Origin of the sequence: Pseudoalteromonas sp. PAR1 (assembly GCF_947311895.1) — a bacterium.
In the GTDB taxonomy this organism is placed as follows: Bacteria; Pseudomonadota; Gammaproteobacteria; order Enterobacterales; family Alteromonadaceae; genus Pseudoalteromonas; species Pseudoalteromonas lipolytica_C.
Genome location: NZ_CAMZMY010000006.1, coordinates 116,883 through 138,122 on the forward strand (window position 1 = coordinate 116,883; position 21,240 = coordinate 138,122).

The window sequence follows — 21,240 nt, forward strand, 5'->3', positions numbered from 1 at the left end:
TTTAAGAGTATATACTTACTTCCGCTTTATCAATAATTAAGGTGTTGCCCAATGGCACAGATTTTCAAAGCCAAAAAGAAATCCGTTTCACAAAAAATGCTAACCCTGTCTGTCACCGCTATGGATCATCAAGGTCGAGGCGTTGCTAAACAAGGGAGTAAAGTTTGTTTTGTTAATGGTGCTTTGCCGGGCGAAGAAGTAAAAGCACTGTTGATAGAAGATAAGGCACGTTTTGCCAGTGCTGATTGTAAAAAAGTGCTATCAGCCTCAGAGCATAGGGTTACTCCTTTTTGCCAACATTATCAGGTATGCGGTGGTTGTCAGTTACAACACCTCGATGCAAAACAACAGCTCGTAGAAAAGCAAGCAGCGGTGAGTCAGTTGTTTAGTAAATTTGCCAAAGCTGATAACTTAAACTGGCAAGCGCCTTTATTGAGTGATGAGCATCATTATCGTCGCTCTGCGCGTATTGCAGTAATGCACGACAAATCCGCCAAAAAAATGCGAGTAGGGTATCGAGCTCAAGGCTCTAAGCAATTGGTGAGTATTGAAAACTGCGATGTGCTTACAAGCACTTTCAAAGAAGTATTTGCTGTGTTTGATGTTCTTATCAACAGTCATTCAGGTCTAGATAGTATTAGCCACTTACAATTATGCGAAGCTGATAACGCGGCTTTTGTGGTTGTTAGGCATACTAAGGCGATTAATAACGAGTTAAAAACAATCGTAGAATCAGCGTGTAATGAATATAACTGGTGCGTGGTATGGCAATCACAAAGTGGTGAAATTAATCACAGTGATTTCCCTATGCCGTACTACCAGATACCAGCTTATGATTTACGCTTTGAGTTTGGTCTTGAAAACTTTATTCAAGTTAACCCGCAAGTGAACCAAGCGATGCTGCATCAAGCAAAAGAGTGGTTAGAACTTCAAGGTAGTGAACAAGTGTTGGATTTATTTTGCGGCATTGGTAACTTTTCACTATTAATGGCAAAGTATGCTAAATATGTTATTGGTGTTGAAGGTGTTGATTCTGCGGTTGCATTAGCCAAACAAAATGCGCAAACTAACTCTTTGTCGAATACCGATTTTTACTGTTTTGATTTAACACAGCTAATGAAATCAGCAGCTTGGTTTAGTGATGATTTTGATGTGTTAGTCCTTGACCCGTCACGCACTGGGGCGATGGCCATTTTAGAGCAGTTACCACTAACCCAGTTTAAAACGATTTTATACGTCTCTTGTGATCCTGTTACTTTAGCCCGTGACAGTGCGATTATTTTACAAGCAGGCTTTAGCATTAAGAAAATAGGGCTAATGAATATGTTCCCTCATACTGGGCATATTGAAACGATGGCGTTATTTCACAGGAGGTAAAGCGCACTATGGTAGCCACTAGACAGTCACATCAGCTTACAAAGCCGAGTGATTTTGCCAGCCGTATCGAGCTGTTAGCGCTAACAGAAGATAAACAAATCCTATTAAAGCAGGCTCATGATTTGTGCCAGCATTGTGACGATGCAAAACGTGAAAATACCGCAATCGAAATGGTGGAAATTTTAGCCGAGCTGAACTTAGACGCTGATTCGCTGGCAACCGCATTTTTGACCCCTTACTTTTTAGCCGAAAAAATCTCAATTGAGACAGTCACCGAAAAGTTAGGTAATCACGTTGCGTTATTACTAACTGGCGTCAGCCAAATGGCCACTATTAGTACCTTAGCCCATCAAGGTAAAGGTACAGTACAAATCGATAATATCCGCCGTATGCTGTTAGCCATGGTTGAAGATGTGCGCGCCGTGGTGATTAAACTCGCAGAACAAGTATGTCATTTGCGTGATGTTAAAGACGCAAGTGAAGAAGAGCGCGTTATTGCCGCCAAAGAAACACGTGATATTTTTGCTCCGCTGGCTAACCGTTTAGGGATTGGTCAACTTAAGTGGGAGCTTGAAGACTTATCGTTCCGTTATTTGCACCCAGATACCTATAAAAACATTGCAAAACAGCTTGATGATAAGCGCCTTGCTCGTGAAGCTTACATGGAAAATATGGTTGCTTTAGTAAAGTCAAAACTTGCTGAAGCAGGCATTGAAGGTGAAGTGTATGGGCGACCAAAGCATATTTACAGCATTTATAAAAAAATGGCGCAGAAAAACTACGAGTTTGATCAGCTTTTTGATATTCGTGCTATGCGCATTGTGGTGGAACGCTTGCAAGATTGTTACGCCGCATTAGGTATTGTGCATACCAACTGGCGTCATTTGAATAAAGAATTTGATGATTACATCGCAACACCGAAGCAAAACGGCTATCAGTCAATCCATACCGTGGTTTTTGGCCCTGAAGGTAAAACCGTCGAAATTCAAATTCGTACTAGCGAAATGCATCAAGATGCAGAGTTAGGTGTAGCTGCGCACTGGATGTACAAAGAGGGAGCGCTACCTGGGCGAGGTTCGGGCTATGAACAAAAAATTAGCTGGTTGCGCAAACTACTGCAATGGCAAGAAGAAGTTGTTGATGGCAGTGACTTAGCCGAAGAGCTTAAAAACCAAGTAGTAGAAGACCGCGTTTATGTGTTCACACCAAAAGGCGATATTTATGATTTACCACTGGGTGCGACACCGCTTGATTTTGCCTATTACATTCACTCAAATGTAGGTCACCGCTGTATTGGTGCAAAAGTGTTTGGCAAGATTGTGCCTTTCACTTACCAGTTAAGTACCGGGGATCAGGTTGAAATTTTAACTCAAAAGCAGGCCAACCCAAGTCGTGATTGGTTAAACCCATCACTAGGTTATATCAAGTCGTCGCGTGCACGCTCTAAAATACATCATTGGTTTAAGCAACTAGACCGAGATAAAAATTTAAGCGCGGGTAAAGAAATTTTAGAGACTGAGCTACAAAAGTTAGACCTAACAACTAAAGATCTGGCGCCAGCAATCGAGCGCTTTAATTTGCGTGGCCTTGAAGATTTAATGGTAGCTGTTGGTGCTGGGGATGTTCGTTTAAATCAGTTATTAAACTTTATTAGTGACCGTGATGATGACGAGCCACAAATTAAGTTTAAAAAGCCGAAAAGTGTCACCGGCGATAAAAACGGTATCGTTGTTGATGGTGTAGGTAGTTTAATGAGCCACGTAGCAAAATGCTGCAGACCTGTACCAGGCGATGAAATTATTGGTTATATCACTCAAGGCCGAGGAATTGCGGTTCACCGTGAAGATTGTGATTCGTTCGAAAAACTACGTGATAAACACCCAGAGCGAGTGATATCAGTAAGCTGGTCAGACGATGTAAATGGCTCGTACTCATTAACTATTAAAGTTGAAGCCACCGATCGTTCTGGGCTAATTCGAGATATCAGCTCAGTACTTGCAAACGAAAAAGTAAATGTGCTGAACATGAATGTTAACACGGTTGAAGATAAGCAACTTGCACTGTTTTCAATGCAGGTTGAAGTTCATGACTTATCAAGCACCAACCGCTTATTGTCGAAGTTACACCAAATTGAAGGTGTCCATGAAGCAAAGCGTGGTCATTCGTAATGAGTGATAAACATGCCATTGAGCAGTCGTTAGCGATTATGGCCAAACTACGGGACCCAGAATCTGGGTGCCCGTGGGATTTAAAACAAGATTTTAAATCGATTGTGCCGCACACCCTTGAAGAAGCTTACGAAGTAGCAGACTGCATTGAAAAAGGTGAGCTTACTGAGCTTAAAAGTGAGCTTGGCGATTTACTGTTTCAAGTTATTTTTTATGCTCAGCTTGCTAAAGAACAAGGGTTATTTGATTTTGCCGATGTGGCTAATACGCTTAATGATAAATTAGTGCGTCGTCATCCCCATGTATTTGCAGAGCAAAGTGATCTATCGGATGCTGAACTTTCTGCGCAGTGGCAGGCTATAAAAGCACAAGAGCGAGCAGAAAAATCAGCCTCACCACAAATGAGCCTTTGGCAAGATATACCTGATGCGATGCCGGGACTGTCAAAAGCGAAGAAAATTCAACAGCGTGTGGCAAGCCTAGGGTTTGATTGGCCAAGCTATCATGGGGCACTTGATAAAGTTGCAGAAGAAGTCGACGAAGTAAAAGAAGCGCTGGCTCATGATCCACATTCTGAGCACAGCGCCGAAGAAATTGGTGATTTACTGTTTGCTACGGTCAATGTAGCGCGTCATATCAAGCGCGATCCAGAGCAATTATTACGAAGTGCCAATGCTAAGTTCGCGTCACGCTTTGAAAAAGTAGCCGCTTATTTACAGGAGCGTGGGCAAAGTTTAGAAACGGCTAGTCTTGAAGAAATGGACAACGCATGGGAAGCCATTAAAAAGCAGTTAAAATGAGTGTGTTGTAGAACAGGTTGGGTACAGTATGGTTAAGCTCGTTTTTTGTGCACTTATTTGCTAATTTTATCTGGATTGATAGCAGTGCCTTTGCTACAATATCGCCCCGTCTTGATTCTATATTATTCCTTTTAATTCCTGATATTCTAGGGTTCGCATGAGTACAAAATTTATCTTCGTAACTGGCGGGGTTGTTTCTTCGTTGGGTAAGGGTATTGCAGCAGCGTCATTAGCCGCTATTTTAGAAGCACGTGGTCTTAACGTGACTATTTTAAAGCTGGATCCTTACATTAACGTTGACCCAGGCACTATGAGCCCAATTCAGCACGGTGAAGTATTTGTAACTGAAGACGGTGCAGAGACTGACCTTGACTTAGGTCACTATGAGCGTTTCATCCGTACCAAGATGACTAGCCGCAACAACTTCACACAAGGTCGTGTTTATGAAGATGTATTACGACGTGAGCGTCGTGGTGAGTACCTTGGTGCAACAATTCAGGTTATTCCACACATCACAAACGACATTAAGCAACGTGTATACGACGGTGCTGAAGGTCGCGATGTAGCAATCGTTGAAATTGGCGGTACAGTTGGTGACATCGAGTCACAACCATTCTTAGAAGCAATTCGTCAACTTGGCACTGAAATTGGCCGTGAGCGCGCATTGTTTATCCACCTAACGCTTGTGCCATTCTTAGGCCCTGCAGGTGAAGTTAAAACTAAGCCAACACAACATTCTGTAAAAGAATTACGTTCGATTGGTATCCAACCAGATATCTTAATCTGTCGTTCTGATCGTAAACTACCAAATAACGAGCGCGCGAAAATCGCACTTTTCACTAACGTTGAAGAGAAAGCTGTTATTTCATTACCAGACGTAGAAAGCATCTATAAGATCCCTGCGTTACTTAAGTCACAAGAATTAGATAACTTCGTATGTCGTCGTTTCTATCTTGAGTGCCCAGAAGCAGATTTATCTGAGTGGGAACAAGTGTTATATCAAGAGTCTAACCCAACAGGTGAAGTGACAATTGGTATGGTTGGTAAATACATCGAACTACCAGATGCGTATAAATCAGTAAACGAAGCATTAAAGCATGCAGGTCTGAAAAACCGTTTAACCGTGAACATCGAATACGTTGATTCACAAGACTTAGAAAGCAAAGGTACTGAGTTACTTTCTCACCTTGACGCTATCTTAGTACCAGGTGGCTTCGGCGGCCGTGGTGTTGAAGGTAAGATCTTAGCGGCTAAATATGCACGTGAAAACAAAGTTCCTTACTTAGGCATTTGTTTAGGTATGCAAGTAGCGCTTATTGAATATGCGCGTAACGTTGCAGGCCTTGAAGATGCAAACTCAACAGAGTTTAACGCTAAATCAGCACACCCAGTTGTTGGTTTAATCACTGAATGGCAAGATGCTGACGGTAACGTTGAAATCCGTGATGAGCAATCTGACTTAGGTGGTACTATGCGTTTAGGCGCACAGAAGTGTCATTTAACACCAGGCTCTAAAGTAAGCGAAGTGTACGGTAGCGACGAGATTGTAGAGCGTCACCGTCACCGTTACGAAGTGAATAATCACTACGTAGAGCAGCTTGAAAAAGCAGGCTTAAGTTTCACTGGTTTATCTGAAGATAAGAAATTAGTCGAAATTATCGAGAATAAAGATCACCCTTGGTTTATTGCCGCGCAATTCCACCCGGAATTCACGTCAACACCACGTGATGGTCACCCGCTATTTGAAGGGTTTGTCGCAGCTGCACACACTCACCAAAAAGCGTCATCGTAATTTTAATAGGCCGTGCTTTATGCACGGCTTATTTGTTTTAATAAGCCAATGGCATTAAGGATAATTAATAAAATTGGCACTAACTCACCATTTTCGGGAAAAGAGGAATCAAGATGTCAGAAATCGTAAAAGTGATTGGTCGCGAAATCATGGACTCGCGTGGTAACCCAACTGTTGAAGCTGATGTACATTTAGCTGATGGTTCATGGGGCCGTGCTGCAGCACCATCTGGTGCATCAACAGGTACTCGCGAAGCGCTTGAATTACGTGATGGTGATAAAGCACGTTACCTAGGTAAAGGTGTTTTAAAAGCAGTAGGCTATATCAACAACGAAATCGCTGAAGCGCTTAAAGGTCAAAACGCAGTTGATCAAAAAGCGGTTGACCAAGTAATGCTTGACTTAGATGGTACTGAAAACAAAGAAAAACTAGGTGCTAACGCTATCTTAGCTGTGTCTTTAGCAACAGCTAAAGCGGCTGCAAACTCAAAAGGCGTTGAGCTTTATGAGCACATTGCAGACCTTAACGGCACACCAGGTGTTTACTCAATGCCATTACCTATGATGAACATCATCAATGGTGGTGAGCACGCTGATAACTCTGTTGATATTCAAGAATTCATGATCCAGCCAGTTGGCGCTAAAAACTTCCGTGAAGCGTTACGTATGGGCGCTGAAGTATTCCACAGCCTAGCAAAAGTACTTAAAGCTGAAGGTCACTCTACATCAGTTGGTGACGAAGGTGGTTTTGCTCCTAACCTTGAGTCAAACGAAGCGGCACTTGCAGCAATTAAAGTCGCTGTTGCAAATGCAGGTTACGAGCTTGGTAAAGACATCACGCTAGCATTAGACTGTGCGGCATCTGAGTTCTACGACAAAGAAGCTAATATCTATGACCTTAAAGGCGAAGGTAAAAAATTCACTTCTGAAGAGTTTAACCACTTCCTTAAAGATCTGACAGAGCAATACCCAATTGTTTCAATTGAAGATGGCTTAGACGAGTCTGATTGGGATGGTTTTGCTCACCAAACAAAACTTATTGGCGACAAAGTACAATTAGTAGGTGATGACCTTTTCGTAACTAACACGAAGATCTTAAAGCGTGGTATTGATAACGGTATTGCTAACTCAATCCTTATCAAGTTCAACCAAATCGGTTCATTAACTGAAACGCTTGCTGCAATCAAAATGGCTAAAGATGCTGGCTTCACAGCTGTTATCTCACACCGTTCAGGTGAAACAGAAGATGCAACAATTGCTGATTTAGCAGTAGGTACTGCGGCAGGTCAAATCAAAACGGGTTCATTAAGCCGTTCTGACCGTATTGCTAAGTACAACCAATTACTTCGCATTGAAGAAGTACTAGGTGAAAAAGCACCTTACAACGGTCTTAAAGAGGTTAAAGGTCAGTAATCTGGCTTAGCTATCAAGACTCTAAAAAACCTCCTTCGGGAGGTTTTTTTATAGCTGAAATTGTTGTTTTAGGATCTCGCCGGTGAAGCTTGTTTTTAGATAAAAGCCGCGAGGTAAGGTTTGTACTATCTGGCCATTCGGGCCAATTGCATCAGTTAGCGCTTTGCTATTGGCAGCTTTTGGCCTTATTTGCATTACATCACCTAAGTGCCCCGAAATTTCATCTACGCGACCAAGGGCGATTAGCTCCATTTGTTCTTCCCAATCACGCTGTAAAAGGGCATCTTGCTCTGCGCTTGGCTGCCATAAAAAGCCGCTGCCTATGGTACGGTGAAAAGGCAGTATTTCGCGTTCGCCTAAAATCGGTAACCATAAAACATGATTTAATTTTTTACGAACCGTACTTTGCTGCCAAGTCATTCCTGTTACATTTAAAAGCGGCGTGACTGACACAAATGTTGTTTCGAGTGGTTTGCCTTTAAACGAAATAGGCAGTGTTTTTAATTCAATTCCTAACTCTTCAAAATCAGGTGTTGGTTTTGAGCCTGCTGTTGCGCCAAGCACATATTCGATAAGTTGCCCTGTCCAGCCTTTTTCACGCAGTAAATCGTCAGGTGTTTTAAATTGGTATTGCTCAGCTAATTGCCCAAGGGTAAGGCCGGCAATAGCATCAACACGTTGCATTAATTCGTTTACTGAGGCTGGTTTTATTGGTCGCATAAGGCGTTTATTTGATTGTCTAATTAACCGGTTCATGATAGCAAATGCGCGCCTTAGTGGATATCTTTGTGTTTGGGTGTTTTTTGCGCATGTTAAGTGTGAGCTAAAAATAACCAGTGGAATATGTGGGCTTGATTGTATAACCAGTTGAAATTTATATGTTTTAGTTGTTTTGTTGCGTTGTGCTTCGATATTAAGTGATTAGTTGTTTGTATAAATACAGATATATAAACATGTTTATCCACAGTTTCTGTGGAGAAAGTGGATATTTTAACTGTGTATTGTGGATTTGTTTGCAAATTAGGCATGTTTTATAAAAGTTATGCACAAGCTGTGGGTAAGATGGTAAAAAAGAGGTTGTAAATAGTTATTTTATTCAAACAGCGTATTTTTATCAAAATAGCTTTGTAACACCTTGATTAAATGGGCGTGTTAAATGAGTTATTTTAAATCTCCTTTATGCTTGGGTGTAAAGTGTTTGCTGTATCGCGGGTTATGTGGAACAATCAATAAAAATCGACTTACAAATGAGGCACTAAGGTGATTGATGCCGAAGGTTTTCGTGCCAATGTCGGAATTGTAATTTGCAATAATCAGGGACAAGTATTTTGGGCTCGTCGTTATGGTCAACACTCTTGGCAATTTCCCCAAGGTGGTGTGGACGATGGTGAAACAGCAGAGCAAACCATGTACAGAGAATTACACGAAGAAGTGGGCTTGCTTCCTGAAGACGTCGAGATCGTCGCAAGTTCAAAACATTGGTTACGCTATAAACTACCCAAACGTTTAATTCGCAGAGACTCAAGTCCTGTGTGTATTGGGCAAAAACAAAAATGGTTTTTACTGAAACTTCGTTGTAAAGATGAAGATGTAGATTTACTTAAAACTCATCACCCCGAGTTTGATGATTGGCGATGGGTGAGTTATTGGTATCCGGTTAGGCAAGTTGTTTCGTTTAAGCGCGATGTATATCGTCGAGTAATGAAAGAGTTTGCTCCGTTTGCAATGCCGTTTAATAAACGAGAGCAACAAAAAGATCATTGGCGACAAAAACGATAAGGCCTGCCTTATCTAAATTATAGGAGCAGCATCATGTTAGCCACGCTCAGATCAATTGCTGAGGCAGTGTCGCAACAGGCGGACTTAAACAGTGCGCTAGCGTGTTTTGTGCAAATGGTAAAAGATGCCATGCAAACACAGTGCTGCTCGATTTATTTTGCAGATTACAGTCAAGACAACTTTGTATTGATGGCCACCCAAGGCCTCAACCCAGATGCGGTTGGAAAGTTTCGTATAGGCTTTACTGAAGGTCTCGTTGGGCTTGTTGCGCAGCGTGAAGAGCCCATCAATATTGCTTTTGCAAAGTCACACCCTCGCTTTAAACTCTCGCCAGAAGTTAATGAAGAAGGCTATAACGCGTTTTTATCAGTGCCAGTCGTGCACCAAAAAAAGGTTTTAGGCGTTATTGTTGTGCAACAAAAATTAGCGCGGGTTTTTAGCCCTGACGAAGAGTCATTTTTAATTACGCTTTCGGCACAACTTGCTTCTCAGCTAGCCCATGCAGAAATAAAAGAGTTACTAAGGCTAGATGATTTTGCCCATCAGACTTCGGTACTTAAAGGAGTATCGAGTGCACCAGGCATAGCGATAGGCGAAGCCTTCGTGGTGATCCCAAAGCTAGATTTTACGTCTATTGAATTACAAAAAGATGATGACATCAGCGCTCAGCGTAAGTTATTCACTCAAGCTGTTGCTGCGACGCGTAACGAGTTTAATACTTTATCGATGACACTTAGCGATTCAATACCTCAAGAAGCGCTTGCTGTATTTGATGTGTACCAACAATTACTTGATGCCAAAAGTCTAGGACAAAATGTTGAAGCCCAGCTTCAACAGGGGTGGAGTGCTAAAAGTGCACTTAAAATTGTTATCGAAAAGCTTGTTTCACAGTTTAATGCAATGCAAGACCCATACATCAAAGAACGTGCCGTTGATGTTAAGGATATCGGCTTGCGGGTTTTACATCACTTAGTGAATACCGAACATGCAGCAAAGCCTTACCCTAAAGATACTATTTTAATTGCTAGTACGCTGACACCAGCAATGCTTGCAGAAGTGCCAAAAGGGCATTTAGCAGGGGTGGTGAGTGTGAACGGGGCTGCGAACAGCCATGCTTCAATTTTAACCCGCGCGATGGGGATCCCAGCTATTTGGGGTATTGAAGATGTGCCGTTATTGCAGTTTGAAGGCAAACCAATGATTTTAGACGCCTATGCGGGGCGTTTATATATTTCTCCTTCGCAAGTGTTACACGAAGAATATAGCCAACTTAAATACCAAGAAACGCTATTAAATGATCGCTTTTTTGCAGAGCAAAGTTTAGAAGCTGTAACGCGTGATGGTGAGCACATTAGCTTACTACTAAATGCTGGCCTTGAGTTAAACACTGAGCATGATAATAAACCTTTCTGCGACGGTGTCGGGCTTTATCGTACTGAAGCTTGGTTTATGCAAAAAGGCCAGTTTCCTTCCCAGTCTGATCAAGAAACTTGGTACCGCGAAGTACTAACCAGCTATCACCCGAACCCTGTGGTGATGCGTACTTTAGATATTGGTGGCGATAAAGTATTAGACTACTTCAACATAACAGAAGAAAACCCGTTTTTAGGTTGGCGCGGTATACGCGTTACTCTTGATCACCCTGAACTTTTTTTAGATCAACTTAGAGCCATGTTAAAAGCGAATATTGGTTTAGGTAATTTAAAAATAATGCTGCCGATGATCAGCGGTTCAGAAGAAGTTGATGAATCATTAAAGTTGCTTGAACAAGCATACTTTGAATTAAGTGAGCAATATCCAGAGCAAGCTATTGAACGCCCAGAAGTCGGGGTGATGCTTGAGGTTCCTTCAAGTGTATTTATGCTCGAAGAGTGGTCACAAAAAGTCGATTTTTGCTCAGTGGGTAGTAATGATTTAACCCAATATATGCTCGCAGTTGACCGTTCTAATGCTCGCGTTGCCGAGTTGTTTAATCCATACCATCCTAGTGTGCTGCGGGTGTTGTTAAAAATTGCCCAAGAGTGCCATCAACATGAACTGCCATTTAGTTTATGTGGTGAGTTAGGCGGCGACCCAGAAGGCGCATTATTGCTCATTGCTATGGGTTATCGTAGCTTGAGTATGAACTATTCATCAATTAGTAAAATTAAGTTTGTGCTCAGACGTTTAAATGTCAGTGATATGGAAAAGTTACTTGCAGAGTGTTTAATGCAGCCAACGGCAAAACACGTACTTAGATTAACGCGCAACTTCATGATAGAGCATCAACTGGGTGAATTATTTTACACCCCAAGCCAAGGGCAATCATGAGGTCAAATTGTGCTGTGAAGCTCCTATACCCAAGCCACCTCAAGATGTAGAATTCAGCGTTTCACAGGTGCTTAATATCAAGGCGTTACTTTGCAACAATGGCAGTCCCTTTTAAGAAGTAACAACGATGAGAGTAAGTGCCTGTGAAACGCCCAAAGGGTTGGTTTAAAAGCGATTTATACTGCGTTATTGATTTTAACAATAGAACCACTATTACTTGCAATCAATGCCTTGCCTAAATCGCTTTTAATTCCAACTGAAACTCGCATCTTGAGGTGGTTTGGGTATATATATTAGTTTAGTATATGTATATAACAAACTGAATATTTGAGTGTGCTATGCATGACGTAATACTTTTAATGGTGTACTGCGCAATTTTAGGAAGCGTAGTGGGGTTTTTAGCCGGGTTGCTTGGGATTGGCGGTGGACTAATTATTGTTCCTGTTCTTAGTGCGCTGCTGGTGTCATTTAACGTTGCTGATCCAAGTCATGTTTTAGTCATTGCCATTGCAACATCGTTAGCTTCCATTATTTTTACTTCAACTTCTTCAGCCCTTGCTCATCATCGCAATGCTAATGTGCCTTGGCAAATTGCCCCTTGGGTGATGACTGGAGTTGGGCTTGGCGCATTGATCAGTGGCTTTGCAGCAAGCTTTATTCCTGAACAATTATTACGTTTTGTATTTGCTGGCAGCGTGGTGTTTATTGCGCTCAGAATGGTGTTATCAACCCGGGCTAAAGCGGCTAGTGAAAAACCATTACCTTCAGGCCCCATTTTAGGCTTTTTATGTGCCATAATGGGGGCTTTATCAGGACTTATTGGTATTGGTGGTGGTGCTTTAATTGTGCCGTTACTGCATTATTTTTCTGTTGATATAAAAAAAGCCATTGGTTGTGCTGCTGCATGTGGTATTGTCATTGCGCTGTTTGGTTCAGTGGGCTATGTCTCTGCTGGATGGCAATTAACATCATTCAGTGATGGATTTGCTGGGTTTGTATATTTACCTGCTTTAGTGGGGATTGTGGTTACCTCGTCGCTGATTGCACCAATAGGTGCTAAAGCAACGCATTACTTGCCAGTGGCAACAATAAAAAAAGTATTTGCGCTCTTACTTGTCATAATTGCGCTTAAAATGGTGTTCAGTTAAAGGTTTTTATTTATATGGCTCTTCAATTTCCAGATATCGATCCGGTTATTTTTTCGGTAGGCCCGCTCAGCGTACGTTGGTACGGTTTAATGTATTTAATTGGTTTTGCTTTGGCAATGTGGCTTGCTAATCGCCAAGCAGAAAAACCAAACTCAGGTTGGACAAAAGAACAAGTAAGTGACCTGCTATTTTACGGCATGCTCGGGGTAATACTCGGTGGTCGTATTGGCTATGTATTGTTTTATCAGTTTAGTTATTTTATTGAAAACCCACTTTATTTATTCAGAATTGACCAAGGCGGCATGTCTTTCCATGGTGGTACGCTAGGTGTTATTACAGCAATAGCTATATTTGCGTGGACACGTAAAAAGTCATTGTTTGAAGTAGGCGACTTTGTTGTACCTTTAGTGCCGCTTGGCCTACTTGCAGGGCGTATAGGTAACTTTATCAATGGTGAATTATGGGGCCGAGTAACTGATGTGCCATGGGCGTTTATCTTCCCTACAGGTGGTCCAGAGCCTCGTCATCCATCACAATTATACGAAGCCTTTTTAGAAGGTTTAGTGCTGTTTTTAATCTTACAATGGTTTATTAAAAAGCCACGTCCAGCGGGCAGTGTTGCTGGGGTGTTCTTACTTGGTTATGGTGTGTTTAGATTTATTGTTGAATACTTCCGTGAGCCAGATGCTCATTTAGGTTTATTCGCAGGCGTTATTTCAATGGGACAAATCTTATCATTGCCAATGGTCATCGGTGGCCTTGGTTTGTTAATATGGGCCTATAAAAAGCCGCAACACAGCGTGGCAAGCAAAGCATAACAAGAGCTAATCAATGAAACAGTATTTAGATTTATGTCAACGCATCGTTGATGAAGGTGTGTGGGTTGAAAATAAGCGCACTGGCACCAAATGTTTAACCGTTATTAATGCCGATCTTGAGTATGATGTGGCAAACAATAAGTTTCCACTGATCACTACACGCAAGAGCTTTTATAAGGCTGCAATCGCAGAGTTACTTGGTTACTTGCGTGGTTACGATAGCGCTGCACAGTTTCGTGAAATTGGCTGCATGACTTGGAATGCAAACGCTAACGAGAATAAGGCTTGGCTCGAAAACCCGCATCGTCGTGGCGAAGACGACATGGGTCGTGTATATGGTGTGCAAGGCCGTAGTTGGCAACGCCCTGATGGCAGCCACCTTGATCAGCTAAAAAAGGTTATTGATAACTTATCAAAAGGTATTGATGATCGCGGTGAGATCATCACTTTTTATAACCCTGGTGAGTTTGAGCTGGGCTGTTTACGCCCTTGCATGCACACTCATACCTTTTCTTTGTTGGGTGATACTCTATACTTAACATCATATCAACGCAGCTGTGATGTGCCGCTAGGCTTAAACTTTAATCAAATACAATGTTTTGTGTTACTTGCTTTAGTTGCACAAATCACAGGGCACAAACCGGGCAAGGCATACCATAAAATTGCTAATGCGCATATTTACGAAAATCAACTGGAGTTGATGCGTGATGTGCAGCTTAAGCGTGAGCCTTTCGCGTCGCCAGAATTAAAAATAAACCCAAATATTAAATCACTAGAAGACATTGAAACCTGGGTTACAAAAGACGATTTTGAAGTAGTAGGTTATCAGTGTCACGATGCAATTAAGTATCCGTTTTCAGTGTAAGAACAATAAAATTTAAGGAGAAATCAATGAAAGCTGTGATCCCAGTTGCTGGCCTTGGCACGCGAATGTTACCTGCAACGAAAGCGATTCCAAAAGAAATGTTGCCTATTGTCGACCGTCCTTTGATCCAATACGTAGTGAATGAAGCGATTTCGGCTGGTATTAAAGAAATTGTTTTAGTTACCCATTCAAGTAAAAACTCAATTGAAAACCATTTTGACACGAGCTTCGAGTTAGAAGCGACTCTTGAGAAGCGTGTTAAACGCCAATTACTTGCTGAGGTACAATCAATTTGCCCTAAAGATGTAACCATCATTCATGTTCGTCAGGGTGAAGCGAAAGGGCTAGGTCATGCTATCAACTGTGCAGCTCCGATTATTGGTAATGAACCATTTGTGGTTATTTTACCTGATGTGATCATTGATGATGTAGCAAGCGATCTTAAAAAAGACAACTTAGCAGAGATGATCCAACGCTTTGAAAAAACAGGTGAGAGCCAAATTATGGTCGAGCCTGTGCCAAAAAACGAAGTAGACAAATTTGGTGTTGTTGACCTAGGCGATGCAAAAATTCAGCAAGGCGAAAGTGCAGCTATTTTAAACATGGTTGAGAAACCGCCAGTTGATCAGGCTCCTTCAAACCTTGCGGTTGTTGGCCGTTACGTATTAAGCAAAAATATTTGGCCACTACTTGCAAAAACTCCAGCAGGTGCCGGCGATGAAATTCAATTAACTGACGCTATTGCTATGTTGATGGAAAAAGAAATTGTTGATGCTTATTCAATGAAAGGCAAAAGCCATGATTGTGGTAGCAAGATTGGCTACTTAAAAGCAATTGTTGAATTTGCGCTTCGCAGAGAAGAATTTAAAGATGAATTAAGCGACTTTATTAAATCGCTTGTTAAATAGTTAAGCTATCTAATTAAAAATAATACAAAAAGTGCCTATACGGCACTTTTTTTATGTTTATTTACCTTCCTAATTTTTTGTTCATTATGCAAATAATGACTTTTCTGATATACCTTTGTCCTAACACATTGTTATGATTGAATGTAATTAAAATGTTTCATTGCATATTGGTTGATAATTTATTCTACTCAAGTGTTGAAACCTAGCTCATTGCATTATTTGCCATTTTAGGACGTAGACTTGAAGTGGATGTTTTTTCATGGCCGCTTTTTGAAACGCTAAATAAAAAACAATGTGTTAGTATTTTTATTTGATACCTAAAATGATCTTATTCGCCTTGGTGTACAGGTAAGTGCTAACAGCGAGTCTTCTTGAATGAGAAGAAATTTTTTATGGTATGTTTAAGAACTCTGATTATGAAATGTTGTGTGAAGCCTTTACGTTACAGTATATGCCTAGTGGCGTGTTTGACTGTGTCAGGTTGCAATAATACGACAACCTCTTTTCTTTCCCCTAAACAATGGCCTTTATTGCACCTTGTGCAATTGTTGAGTCAAAATATTATAAAAGTAGATAGCTCTCCCTCTTTAGTTAACCAACACGCAGCGCTTGAAACAGTTTCTGCTGGTTCATTGAATAGCACGTTAATTGAGCAACCGTTTAAACATGAATATGCCTTTGCTGTGCAGCTTGCATCGGTTCAATCAAAGCCATTACTCGCTTATTCTGTTAAAAAAATGACCAAGCGTGCTCCCAATATTTTTCAAGGTGAGCCTATTTTAAATATTGAAACCGCTACTGTTGAGCAACACACGTTTTATCGTCTTAAATATGGTGGTTACAAGTATTTTAAAAACGCACAAGCAGACTGCGAAGCCATAAAACGTCAAGGGATCGATTGCTTCGTAAGCAAGTACACGGATAATCGCGTTTACTTTTAATGTAATTCTTTTTAACTGGGTTGGCATTTTGTTTGCTAGAATTTATGCCTATTTTTTAGAGTTGACGATTACATGATTTTTTTTACTCTTCTTAGGCATTTGTTCATTATCTTAAGTTTATTAACTTTGGCAGCGTGTATGATGACGCAAGAGCAAGATGAGCCTGTTTACACTAAGCAGCAAGTGCAACCTGAGCTCACTACTGACAATAATCAAGCTGCAGGTGTGCAGCTGGGGCTATATTTGTCAGTGAATAAAGTGAGTCATCAAGTATTGAAGCTAAAACATGATTATCCTAATGCTTTACAAGGGCTTAGTTTTCGCTTTAAACAGCGTGAGCAAAAGGGAGTCACTTTGTATGCACTGCGTGCAGGACCATTTAAAAACTACAGCCAGGCCAGCGCTTTTTGTGAGATTGCTAAAAAAATGGGTCAGTCATGTGTAACTGCAACATTTGTTGGGGAGATGCTTTAACTATTGCTTTTTGTATTAAATAATAATCGCAGCTACTTTGCTCTTCATAATTAACAGCCTTGCATACTCGGCCTGAGTAGCGATTATAAACAGCAAGCAGACTTATCATTAAAAGGCTTATTCGCTTAGATAAATACCAACTCTAAATACAGAAACCACCCATGGGGATAAGCCTGAAGCTAGCTGCGTTAAAAGTTACTTATCTACGATTGTATGGATGCAGAGGGTAGGGCAATGCAGGAGCAACTGCCAGGAACAGCTAAATAACCAAATTGGTATCAGAGTTTCTCGTTTCTAGACTATCAAAGTAAATCTCGCCAATAATAATAGTTAGGCATAATTATTGCTTTGTATTTGTCAAGTTGAAAGAGGATGGCAAATATGCGTCTGTTAGTTTATTTCGTTTTTTTAGTGTTAGTGGGTTGTAGCTTAACCGAAGAGCAACAAAAAACGCCCCCTAGAGAAACGCCAAAATCACCGATGGCTCCTTATACAGTGCATCAATATGTTACTGATTTAAGTAGTCAGTTAAGTCGTATTCAAGGCCCTTACAAAGGTAATGCGCGCATTGCTGTTACGAGCTTTTACATGGCAGATGGCCTGGGGACTAAGTTGGCGCAAGACCAAGGCAGTGGCTTGAGTCAGCAAATTCAAGAGAGCTTACTTACGCAATTTACCCAGCTAGGCTTTCATACTATCGAATATCGACTAGAAAATACTTTAAATTTGCAGCCAACGGCCGATAGTGTACTTAGTCGCGATATAAAAACCTTACGCCAACGTCAGAATATTGACTTTGTTATTACCGGCACACTTACCCGGCAACAACATGCCTATATAGTGAATGCTCGACTCGTCAATACAAAAGATCAGCGTGTTGTATCTGCGGCAAGTACAGAGATCCCGATAAATGTTATGTGGGGAGCTGAAAAAGTACAGCAGCGTAATGGTCAGTTGTATCGAAGCGAATATTAAGAGGAATTCAATTAATGAAACGTTTAATTTTAAGTATGTGTTTGCCTATGGGATTTGGTTGCTCTTCGATGCTTGCTAGTGATACACCTGAACAGCACGATGAACCGCAGCTAATGGCTCAACGAGAAGTGGCTGCACCGCATAGTAACGACAGCGTATTTCAAACTAATCAAGCCGTGTTAAACAACAGTAGTTTTACCGCAGCGCCAACTCGTAAAAATATCAATCATTATGTACGTGGCATCATGCAAGACTTAGTTGAAAACTTGCAATATGTGAACGATAAAACTCCCATTGCTGTTTCAAGCTTTGTGTATCTAGATGCAGACTACAACTCAACCACTTTACTAGGTAACCAGCTCGCTGAAAGTTTTATTCACGAACTGCATACCTTTGGTGTACCTGTTGTCGATTTCAAAACGACCGATTACATGCGTGTAACGCCCAGTGGTGATTATGTATTTAGCCGAGATTATTTAGAGCTTAACCAAGACCAAAACTTTAATTATGTGCTAGCTGGCACCCTAGTTAACCATCAAAGCGGGGTACTGGTGAATGCTCGTATCGTTGGTTTGGCAAGTAAAGCCGTGGTGGGATCTGCACAAGGGTTTATTCCGCAATCTGTGGTCGATGCCTTAGATAGCACCAATCGTAGCGACGGAATAATGCTAAAACAAGCAAGTGAGTAAGGTATGAAAGGTATTTTCTTAGCATTCATATTATTAGCGCTGTCAGGTTGCCAATTACTTGCTGAGCAAGGTGGGGCAAATCAAAGCACGGCTAACACCACATCATCACAAGCTGATTACGTTGCTATGTTGCAAGAGCTCGAGCAAAAAGAGTCGCAACAAACTAACGAAAATCACCGCTTATTTGTGCCTTATCAGCATCACAAAACGCTGGTTAATTATGTTGAGCAAATGGCACTTGAATTAGTTGATACCATGCAGCAAGAAAGTGAGTTAGGTATTGCAATAACGACGTTTGTCGATCTTGATACAAGCTTAAAAAGCAGCTCGCAACTTGGCAATCAAATCGCCGAGTCTATGATGTATCAACTACAAAAGTTTGGTTATGGGGTTGTTGATTTTAAAGCGATGGATGTGATTAACGTAACCCCCCGCGGTGATTTTGTTATGTCGCGTGACGTAGAAGAGCTTGCTGAGCGCCGTATCGCTAGCCATGTTTTAGCAGGCACACTAATCTATCGAACCAATGGTGTAGAAGTAAATGCCCGAGTAGTGAATTTAAATTCCAAACTCGTTGTTGCTAGCGCGCAAAAAGTGATCCCGTACTTTGTACTCAAAAATGAGTCGATTCAATTCGCAACAGCCAAACTAAATTAGCAGCTTATTAATACCAATCGGTAAAGTACCTTACCGATTGGTACAAATGCTTGATTCAAAAAGCCTTAGCCCGTTATAATTTTAGCTACAAGCTACAAGCTACAAGCTACAAGCTACAAGCTACAAGCTTTACCTCAGCTTTTGAGTGGCCTCTTAGTTAAATGGATATAACGGCCCCCTCCTAAGGGGCAGTTACAGGTTCGATTCCTGTAGGGGCTACCAAATCTCACTTTTTGAATATCACCCCCAATAATTTCACCATAAATGTAATTATTAATGACCAAAGTAATACTGAAAATTTTTAAAGTCTATCAAAGCAGACTTTAATAGAGGTATTGTAATTATTTACATGTAAAGTCTAATGTGTTGGACTTTATTGTGGCTTTTAAGTCTTATAACTGTAAAAGTCTTTTTAAGTAGACTTTATTTGATTTTATGGTGTAGGTTGAAATTAAAGTCTGATAGATTAGACTTTAATAGAAGCATTGTTCAAATTGAGATTGTGATGGCAAAGAAAGTTAAAGCGAGTAAATCCCCAGATTTAAGTAAGGCGTTCACACCTTCTTTGCTTGGTGACGTTATTAAAGCGAAGAGAACACAAAGCAATATCACGCAAACTGACGCTGCATTACTTTCGGGTATATCAAAGCAGACATACATAAATATTGAACAAGGTAGTGCTGATGTAAAAGTAGCCTCGTTAATGAAAGTTGTCTCGGCATTAGGCGTAAAGATATCAATTGAGCCATGGCAAAGTGATAGCACAGCTAACTCACCGCTGGAGGATGAGAATGACGTCTGGGTCTGATAGATATACGCTCGATATAATTTATAGCCAAAAGCTGGTTGGTAAATTACATCTTTCTAGAGAAAGCGATAATTTATCATTGAGTTATCAACAAGAGTGGGTGGATGAGGGCTTTCCAATATCTCCTCATTTACCTTTTGGACATGACATACCTTCTGTCAATATCAGACGTTTTTTACAAAACTTACTACCCGAAAATAAGGGTCTAGATTATTTAATAGATTACTTAGGGGTATCACGGACGAATGTATTTGCTCAGATCGGTGGAATTGGTAAAGATACCTCTGGGGCTATGATGTTTTTACCTGAAGGTGCTTTAAACGATAAAGTAAAAAGTAACTTTATCGCTATTAGTGATGCTGAACTGATCAAAAAGTTATCTGATCCTCAATTTTGGCATTTGGAAGTCTGGGACGGCAAGCCAAGATTGTCAGTAGCAGGTGTTCAATCAAAATTAAATGTATTGTCAGTTGATGGCAAGTTAGGTTTTGGTGAAGGAGACCTTTGTTCTACCCATATTATTAAGTTTGAAAAGAATAATCAGCAACATCTTGTTATAAATGAATTTGTAACAATGAAACTTGCAAAACTGGCTGGGCTAAGTGTTGCAGATGTTGAACTTAAATATTTTGATCACCACCCTGCATTACTTGTAGAAAGATTCGATAGAAAATTGTTTAGCCCTGAAAATGTAAAGCGCAGGCATATGATTGATGCATGCCAAGCTTGTAATTTAGGGGTTGATAAAAAGTACGAAAGAAATTTAGGTAAGCAGCGAGATGTTCGTCACATTCGTGATGGTGCAAGCTTTGAAAAATTGTTTGCGCTATCTAAACTTTGCGAAAACCCTATAGCGGCAAAAATTGAAATTTTAAAGTGGGCGTTATTTAATCTTTGCATCTACAATTCAGATGCACATGGCAAAAACTTTAGCTTTTTTGTGCAAAAATCAGGTCTAACCCCTGCGCCATTTTATGATTTAGTAAACGTTAAAATGTATCCAGAGTTTGAACAGGATCTAGCTATGAGTATAGGAGATGAGTTTGACCCAGATGCAATTAATGCCTATCAGTTAGTTGACTTTGCAGATGAAAATGGAATTTCAAAAAAGTTACTACAAAGCCATCTAACTAAAATAGCGACAAGTATTAAAAATAATTTACAACAGGCAATATCGTTTGTTGATAGCCCTTCAAAATCACAAGTGTCATATTTAAAGCATTACTTTGATATAGTTAATGCACGTTGTGAGCACTTTCTTGAACAGGCAACTGTAATCCCTGATATCGAACTATAGTTTATAGCTTAGAAATTAACGT

Annotated in this window: 19 protein-coding genes and 1 tRNA gene; 19 read left to right on the top strand and 1 reads right to left on the bottom strand. The window is 40.7% G+C overall.

Annotated elements, in window-relative coordinates:
- Positions 1–51 precede the first annotated feature (51 nt).
- From rlmD to eno, 5 genes are all read left to right on the top strand, one after another.
- Positions 52–1,377 (top strand): 23S rRNA (uracil(1939)-C(5))-methyltransferase RlmD, encoded by a 1,326-nt coding sequence (gene rlmD / locus QL229_RS06855; protein ID WP_281546638.1) that lies wholly within the window; start codon positions 52–54, stop codon positions 1,375–1,377.
- Positions 1,378–1,385: 8 nt separating this feature from the next.
- Positions 1,386–3,545 (top strand): GTP diphosphokinase, encoded by a 2,160-nt coding sequence (gene relA / locus QL229_RS06860; protein ID WP_135923796.1) that lies wholly within the window; start codon positions 1,386–1,388, stop codon positions 3,543–3,545.
- On the top strand, positions 3,545–4,345 hold the full coding sequence (gene mazG / locus QL229_RS06865) for a nucleoside triphosphate pyrophosphohydrolase (protein WP_199527237.1): 801 nt from the start codon (positions 3,545–3,547) through the stop codon (positions 4,343–4,345). Before relA ends, mazG begins: the two co-directional genes overlap by 1 nt.
- Positions 4,346–4,502: 157 nt before the next feature.
- Entirely contained in the window at positions 4,503–6,137 is a 1,635-nt protein-coding gene (locus tag QL229_RS06870; RefSeq protein ID WP_062566759.1) for a CTP synthase, read from the top strand.
- 113 nt (positions 6,138–6,250) lie between these two features.
- Complete coding sequence (eno, locus tag QL229_RS06875; protein ID WP_138557317.1) at positions 6,251–7,549, top strand: phosphopyruvate hydratase; 1,299 nt, start codon at positions 6,251–6,253, stop codon at positions 7,547–7,549.
- Positions 7,550–7,597: 48 nt separating this feature from the next.
- Here the strand turns inward: eno and mutH are convergent, their stop codons facing one another.
- Entirely contained in the window at positions 7,598–8,269 is a 672-nt protein-coding gene (mutH, locus tag QL229_RS06880) for a DNA mismatch repair endonuclease MutH (protein WP_063707194.1), read from the bottom strand.
- 540 nt (positions 8,270–8,809) lie between these two features.
- On the opposite strand from mutH, the gene rppH reads away from it, so the two are divergent.
- The 14 genes from rppH to QL229_RS06950 all read left to right on the top strand — a co-directional run bounded on the left by rppH (position 8,810) and on the right by QL229_RS06950 (position 21,218).
- Entirely contained in the window at positions 8,810–9,328 is a 519-nt protein-coding gene (gene rppH / locus QL229_RS06885; protein ID WP_138557318.1) for an RNA pyrophosphohydrolase, read from the top strand.
- A 33-nt stretch (positions 9,329–9,361) separates the two neighbouring features.
- Positions 9,362–11,638, top strand: coding sequence for a phosphoenolpyruvate--protein phosphotransferase (ptsP, locus tag QL229_RS06890; RefSeq protein WP_138557319.1), 2,277 nt, complete (start codon positions 9,362–9,364; stop codon positions 11,636–11,638).
- Positions 11,639–11,976: 338 nt separating this feature from the next.
- On the top strand, positions 11,977–12,786 hold the full coding sequence (locus tag QL229_RS06895; RefSeq protein WP_135923800.1) for a sulfite exporter TauE/SafE family protein: 810 nt from the start codon (positions 11,977–11,979) through the stop codon (positions 12,784–12,786).
- 14 nt (positions 12,787–12,800) lie between these two features.
- Positions 12,801–13,604: a prolipoprotein diacylglyceryl transferase gene (gene lgt / locus QL229_RS06900; RefSeq protein WP_130052128.1), complete on the top strand. Its 804-nt coding sequence runs from the start codon at positions 12,801–12,803 to the stop codon at positions 13,602–13,604.
- A 13-nt stretch (positions 13,605–13,617) separates the two neighbouring features.
- A complete protein-coding gene (locus QL229_RS06905; RefSeq protein ID WP_135923801.1) occupies positions 13,618–14,469 on the top strand; it encodes a thymidylate synthase in 852 nt (283 codons plus the stop codon).
- Between the two features lie 26 nt (positions 14,470–14,495).
- Positions 14,496–15,377 carry a UTP--glucose-1-phosphate uridylyltransferase GalU gene (gene galU, locus QL229_RS06910; protein ID WP_135923802.1) on the top strand — a complete coding sequence of 294 codons (882 nt, stop codon included), beginning with the start codon at positions 14,496–14,498 and terminating at the stop codon, positions 15,375–15,377.
- Positions 15,378–15,925: 548 nt separating this feature from the next.
- Positions 15,926–16,318, top strand: a complete 393-nt coding sequence (locus QL229_RS06915; RefSeq protein WP_199527926.1) for an SPOR domain-containing protein — start codon at positions 15,926–15,928, stop codon at positions 16,316–16,318.
- 138 nt (positions 16,319–16,456) lie between these two features.
- Positions 16,457–16,792, top strand: a complete 336-nt coding sequence (locus QL229_RS06920) for an SPOR domain-containing protein (RefSeq protein WP_281546639.1) — start codon at positions 16,457–16,459, stop codon at positions 16,790–16,792.
- Between the two features lie 381 nt (positions 16,793–17,173).
- Positions 17,174–17,767, top strand: coding sequence for a FlgO family outer membrane protein (locus QL229_RS06925; RefSeq protein ID WP_138558642.1), 594 nt, complete (start codon positions 17,174–17,176; stop codon positions 17,765–17,767).
- 14 nt (positions 17,768–17,781) lie between these two features.
- The gene (locus QL229_RS06930) at positions 17,782–18,456 is read left to right on the top strand and encodes a FlgO family outer membrane protein (protein ID WP_135923806.1); all 675 of its coding nucleotides are present in this window, start codon (positions 17,782–17,784) and stop codon (positions 18,454–18,456) included.
- Positions 18,457–18,459: 3 nt separating this feature from the next.
- Positions 18,460–19,113, top strand: a complete 654-nt coding sequence (locus tag QL229_RS06935; RefSeq protein WP_281546640.1) for a FlgO family outer membrane protein — start codon at positions 18,460–18,462, stop codon at positions 19,111–19,113.
- 147 nt (positions 19,114–19,260) lie between these two features.
- Positions 19,261–19,335 (top strand) — tRNA-Arg (locus tag QL229_RS06940).
- Positions 19,336–19,618: 283 nt separating this feature from the next.
- Positions 19,619–19,921 (top strand): helix-turn-helix transcriptional regulator, encoded by a 303-nt coding sequence (locus tag QL229_RS06945; protein WP_281546641.1) that lies wholly within the window; start codon positions 19,619–19,621, stop codon positions 19,919–19,921.
- Entirely contained in the window at positions 19,854–21,218 is a 1,365-nt protein-coding gene (locus QL229_RS06950) for a HipA domain-containing protein (protein ID WP_281546642.1), read from the top strand. Before QL229_RS06945 ends, QL229_RS06950 begins: the two co-directional genes overlap by 68 nt.
- Positions 21,219–21,240: the final 22 nt, after the last annotated feature.

Bases quoted from the DNA above. Each gene is read 5' to 3' on its own strand.
- rlmD (WP_281546638.1), top strand. From the start codon at position 52: ATGGCACAGATTTTCAAAGCCAAAAAGAAATCCGTTTCACAAAAAATG.
- relA (WP_135923796.1), top strand. From the start codon at position 1,386: ATGGTAGCCACTAGACAGTCACATCAGCTTACAAAGCCGAGTGATTTT.
- mazG (WP_199527237.1), top strand. From the start codon at position 3,545: ATGAGTGATAAACATGCCATTGAGCAGTCGTTAGCGATTATGGCCAAA.
- QL229_RS06870 (WP_062566759.1), top strand. From the start codon at position 4,503: ATGAGTACAAAATTTATCTTCGTAACTGGCGGGGTTGTTTCTTCGTTG.
- eno (WP_138557317.1), top strand. From the start codon at position 6,251: ATGTCAGAAATCGTAAAAGTGATTGGTCGCGAAATCATGGACTCGCGT.
- mutH (WP_063707194.1), bottom strand. From the start codon at position 8,269: ATGCGACCAATAAAACCAGCCTCAGTAAACGAATTAATGCAACGTGTT.
- ptsP (WP_138557319.1), top strand. From the start codon at position 9,362: ATGTTAGCCACGCTCAGATCAATTGCTGAGGCAGTGTCGCAACAGGCG.
- QL229_RS06895 (WP_135923800.1), top strand. From the start codon at position 11,977: ATGCATGACGTAATACTTTTAATGGTGTACTGCGCAATTTTAGGAAGC.
- lgt (WP_130052128.1), top strand. From the start codon at position 12,801: ATGGCTCTTCAATTTCCAGATATCGATCCGGTTATTTTTTCGGTAGGC.
- QL229_RS06905 (WP_135923801.1), top strand. From the start codon at position 13,618: ATGAAACAGTATTTAGATTTATGTCAACGCATCGTTGATGAAGGTGTG.
- galU (WP_135923802.1), top strand. From the start codon at position 14,496: ATGAAAGCTGTGATCCCAGTTGCTGGCCTTGGCACGCGAATGTTACCT.
- QL229_RS06920 (WP_281546639.1), top strand. From the start codon at position 16,457: ATGATGACGCAAGAGCAAGATGAGCCTGTTTACACTAAGCAGCAAGTG.
- QL229_RS06925 (WP_138558642.1), top strand. From the start codon at position 17,174: ATGCGTCTGTTAGTTTATTTCGTTTTTTTAGTGTTAGTGGGTTGTAGC.
- QL229_RS06930 (WP_135923806.1), top strand. From the start codon at position 17,782: ATGAAACGTTTAATTTTAAGTATGTGTTTGCCTATGGGATTTGGTTGC.
- QL229_RS06935 (WP_281546640.1), top strand. From the start codon at position 18,460: ATGAAAGGTATTTTCTTAGCATTCATATTATTAGCGCTGTCAGGTTGC.
- QL229_RS06945 (WP_281546641.1), top strand. From the start codon at position 19,619: ATGGCAAAGAAAGTTAAAGCGAGTAAATCCCCAGATTTAAGTAAGGCG.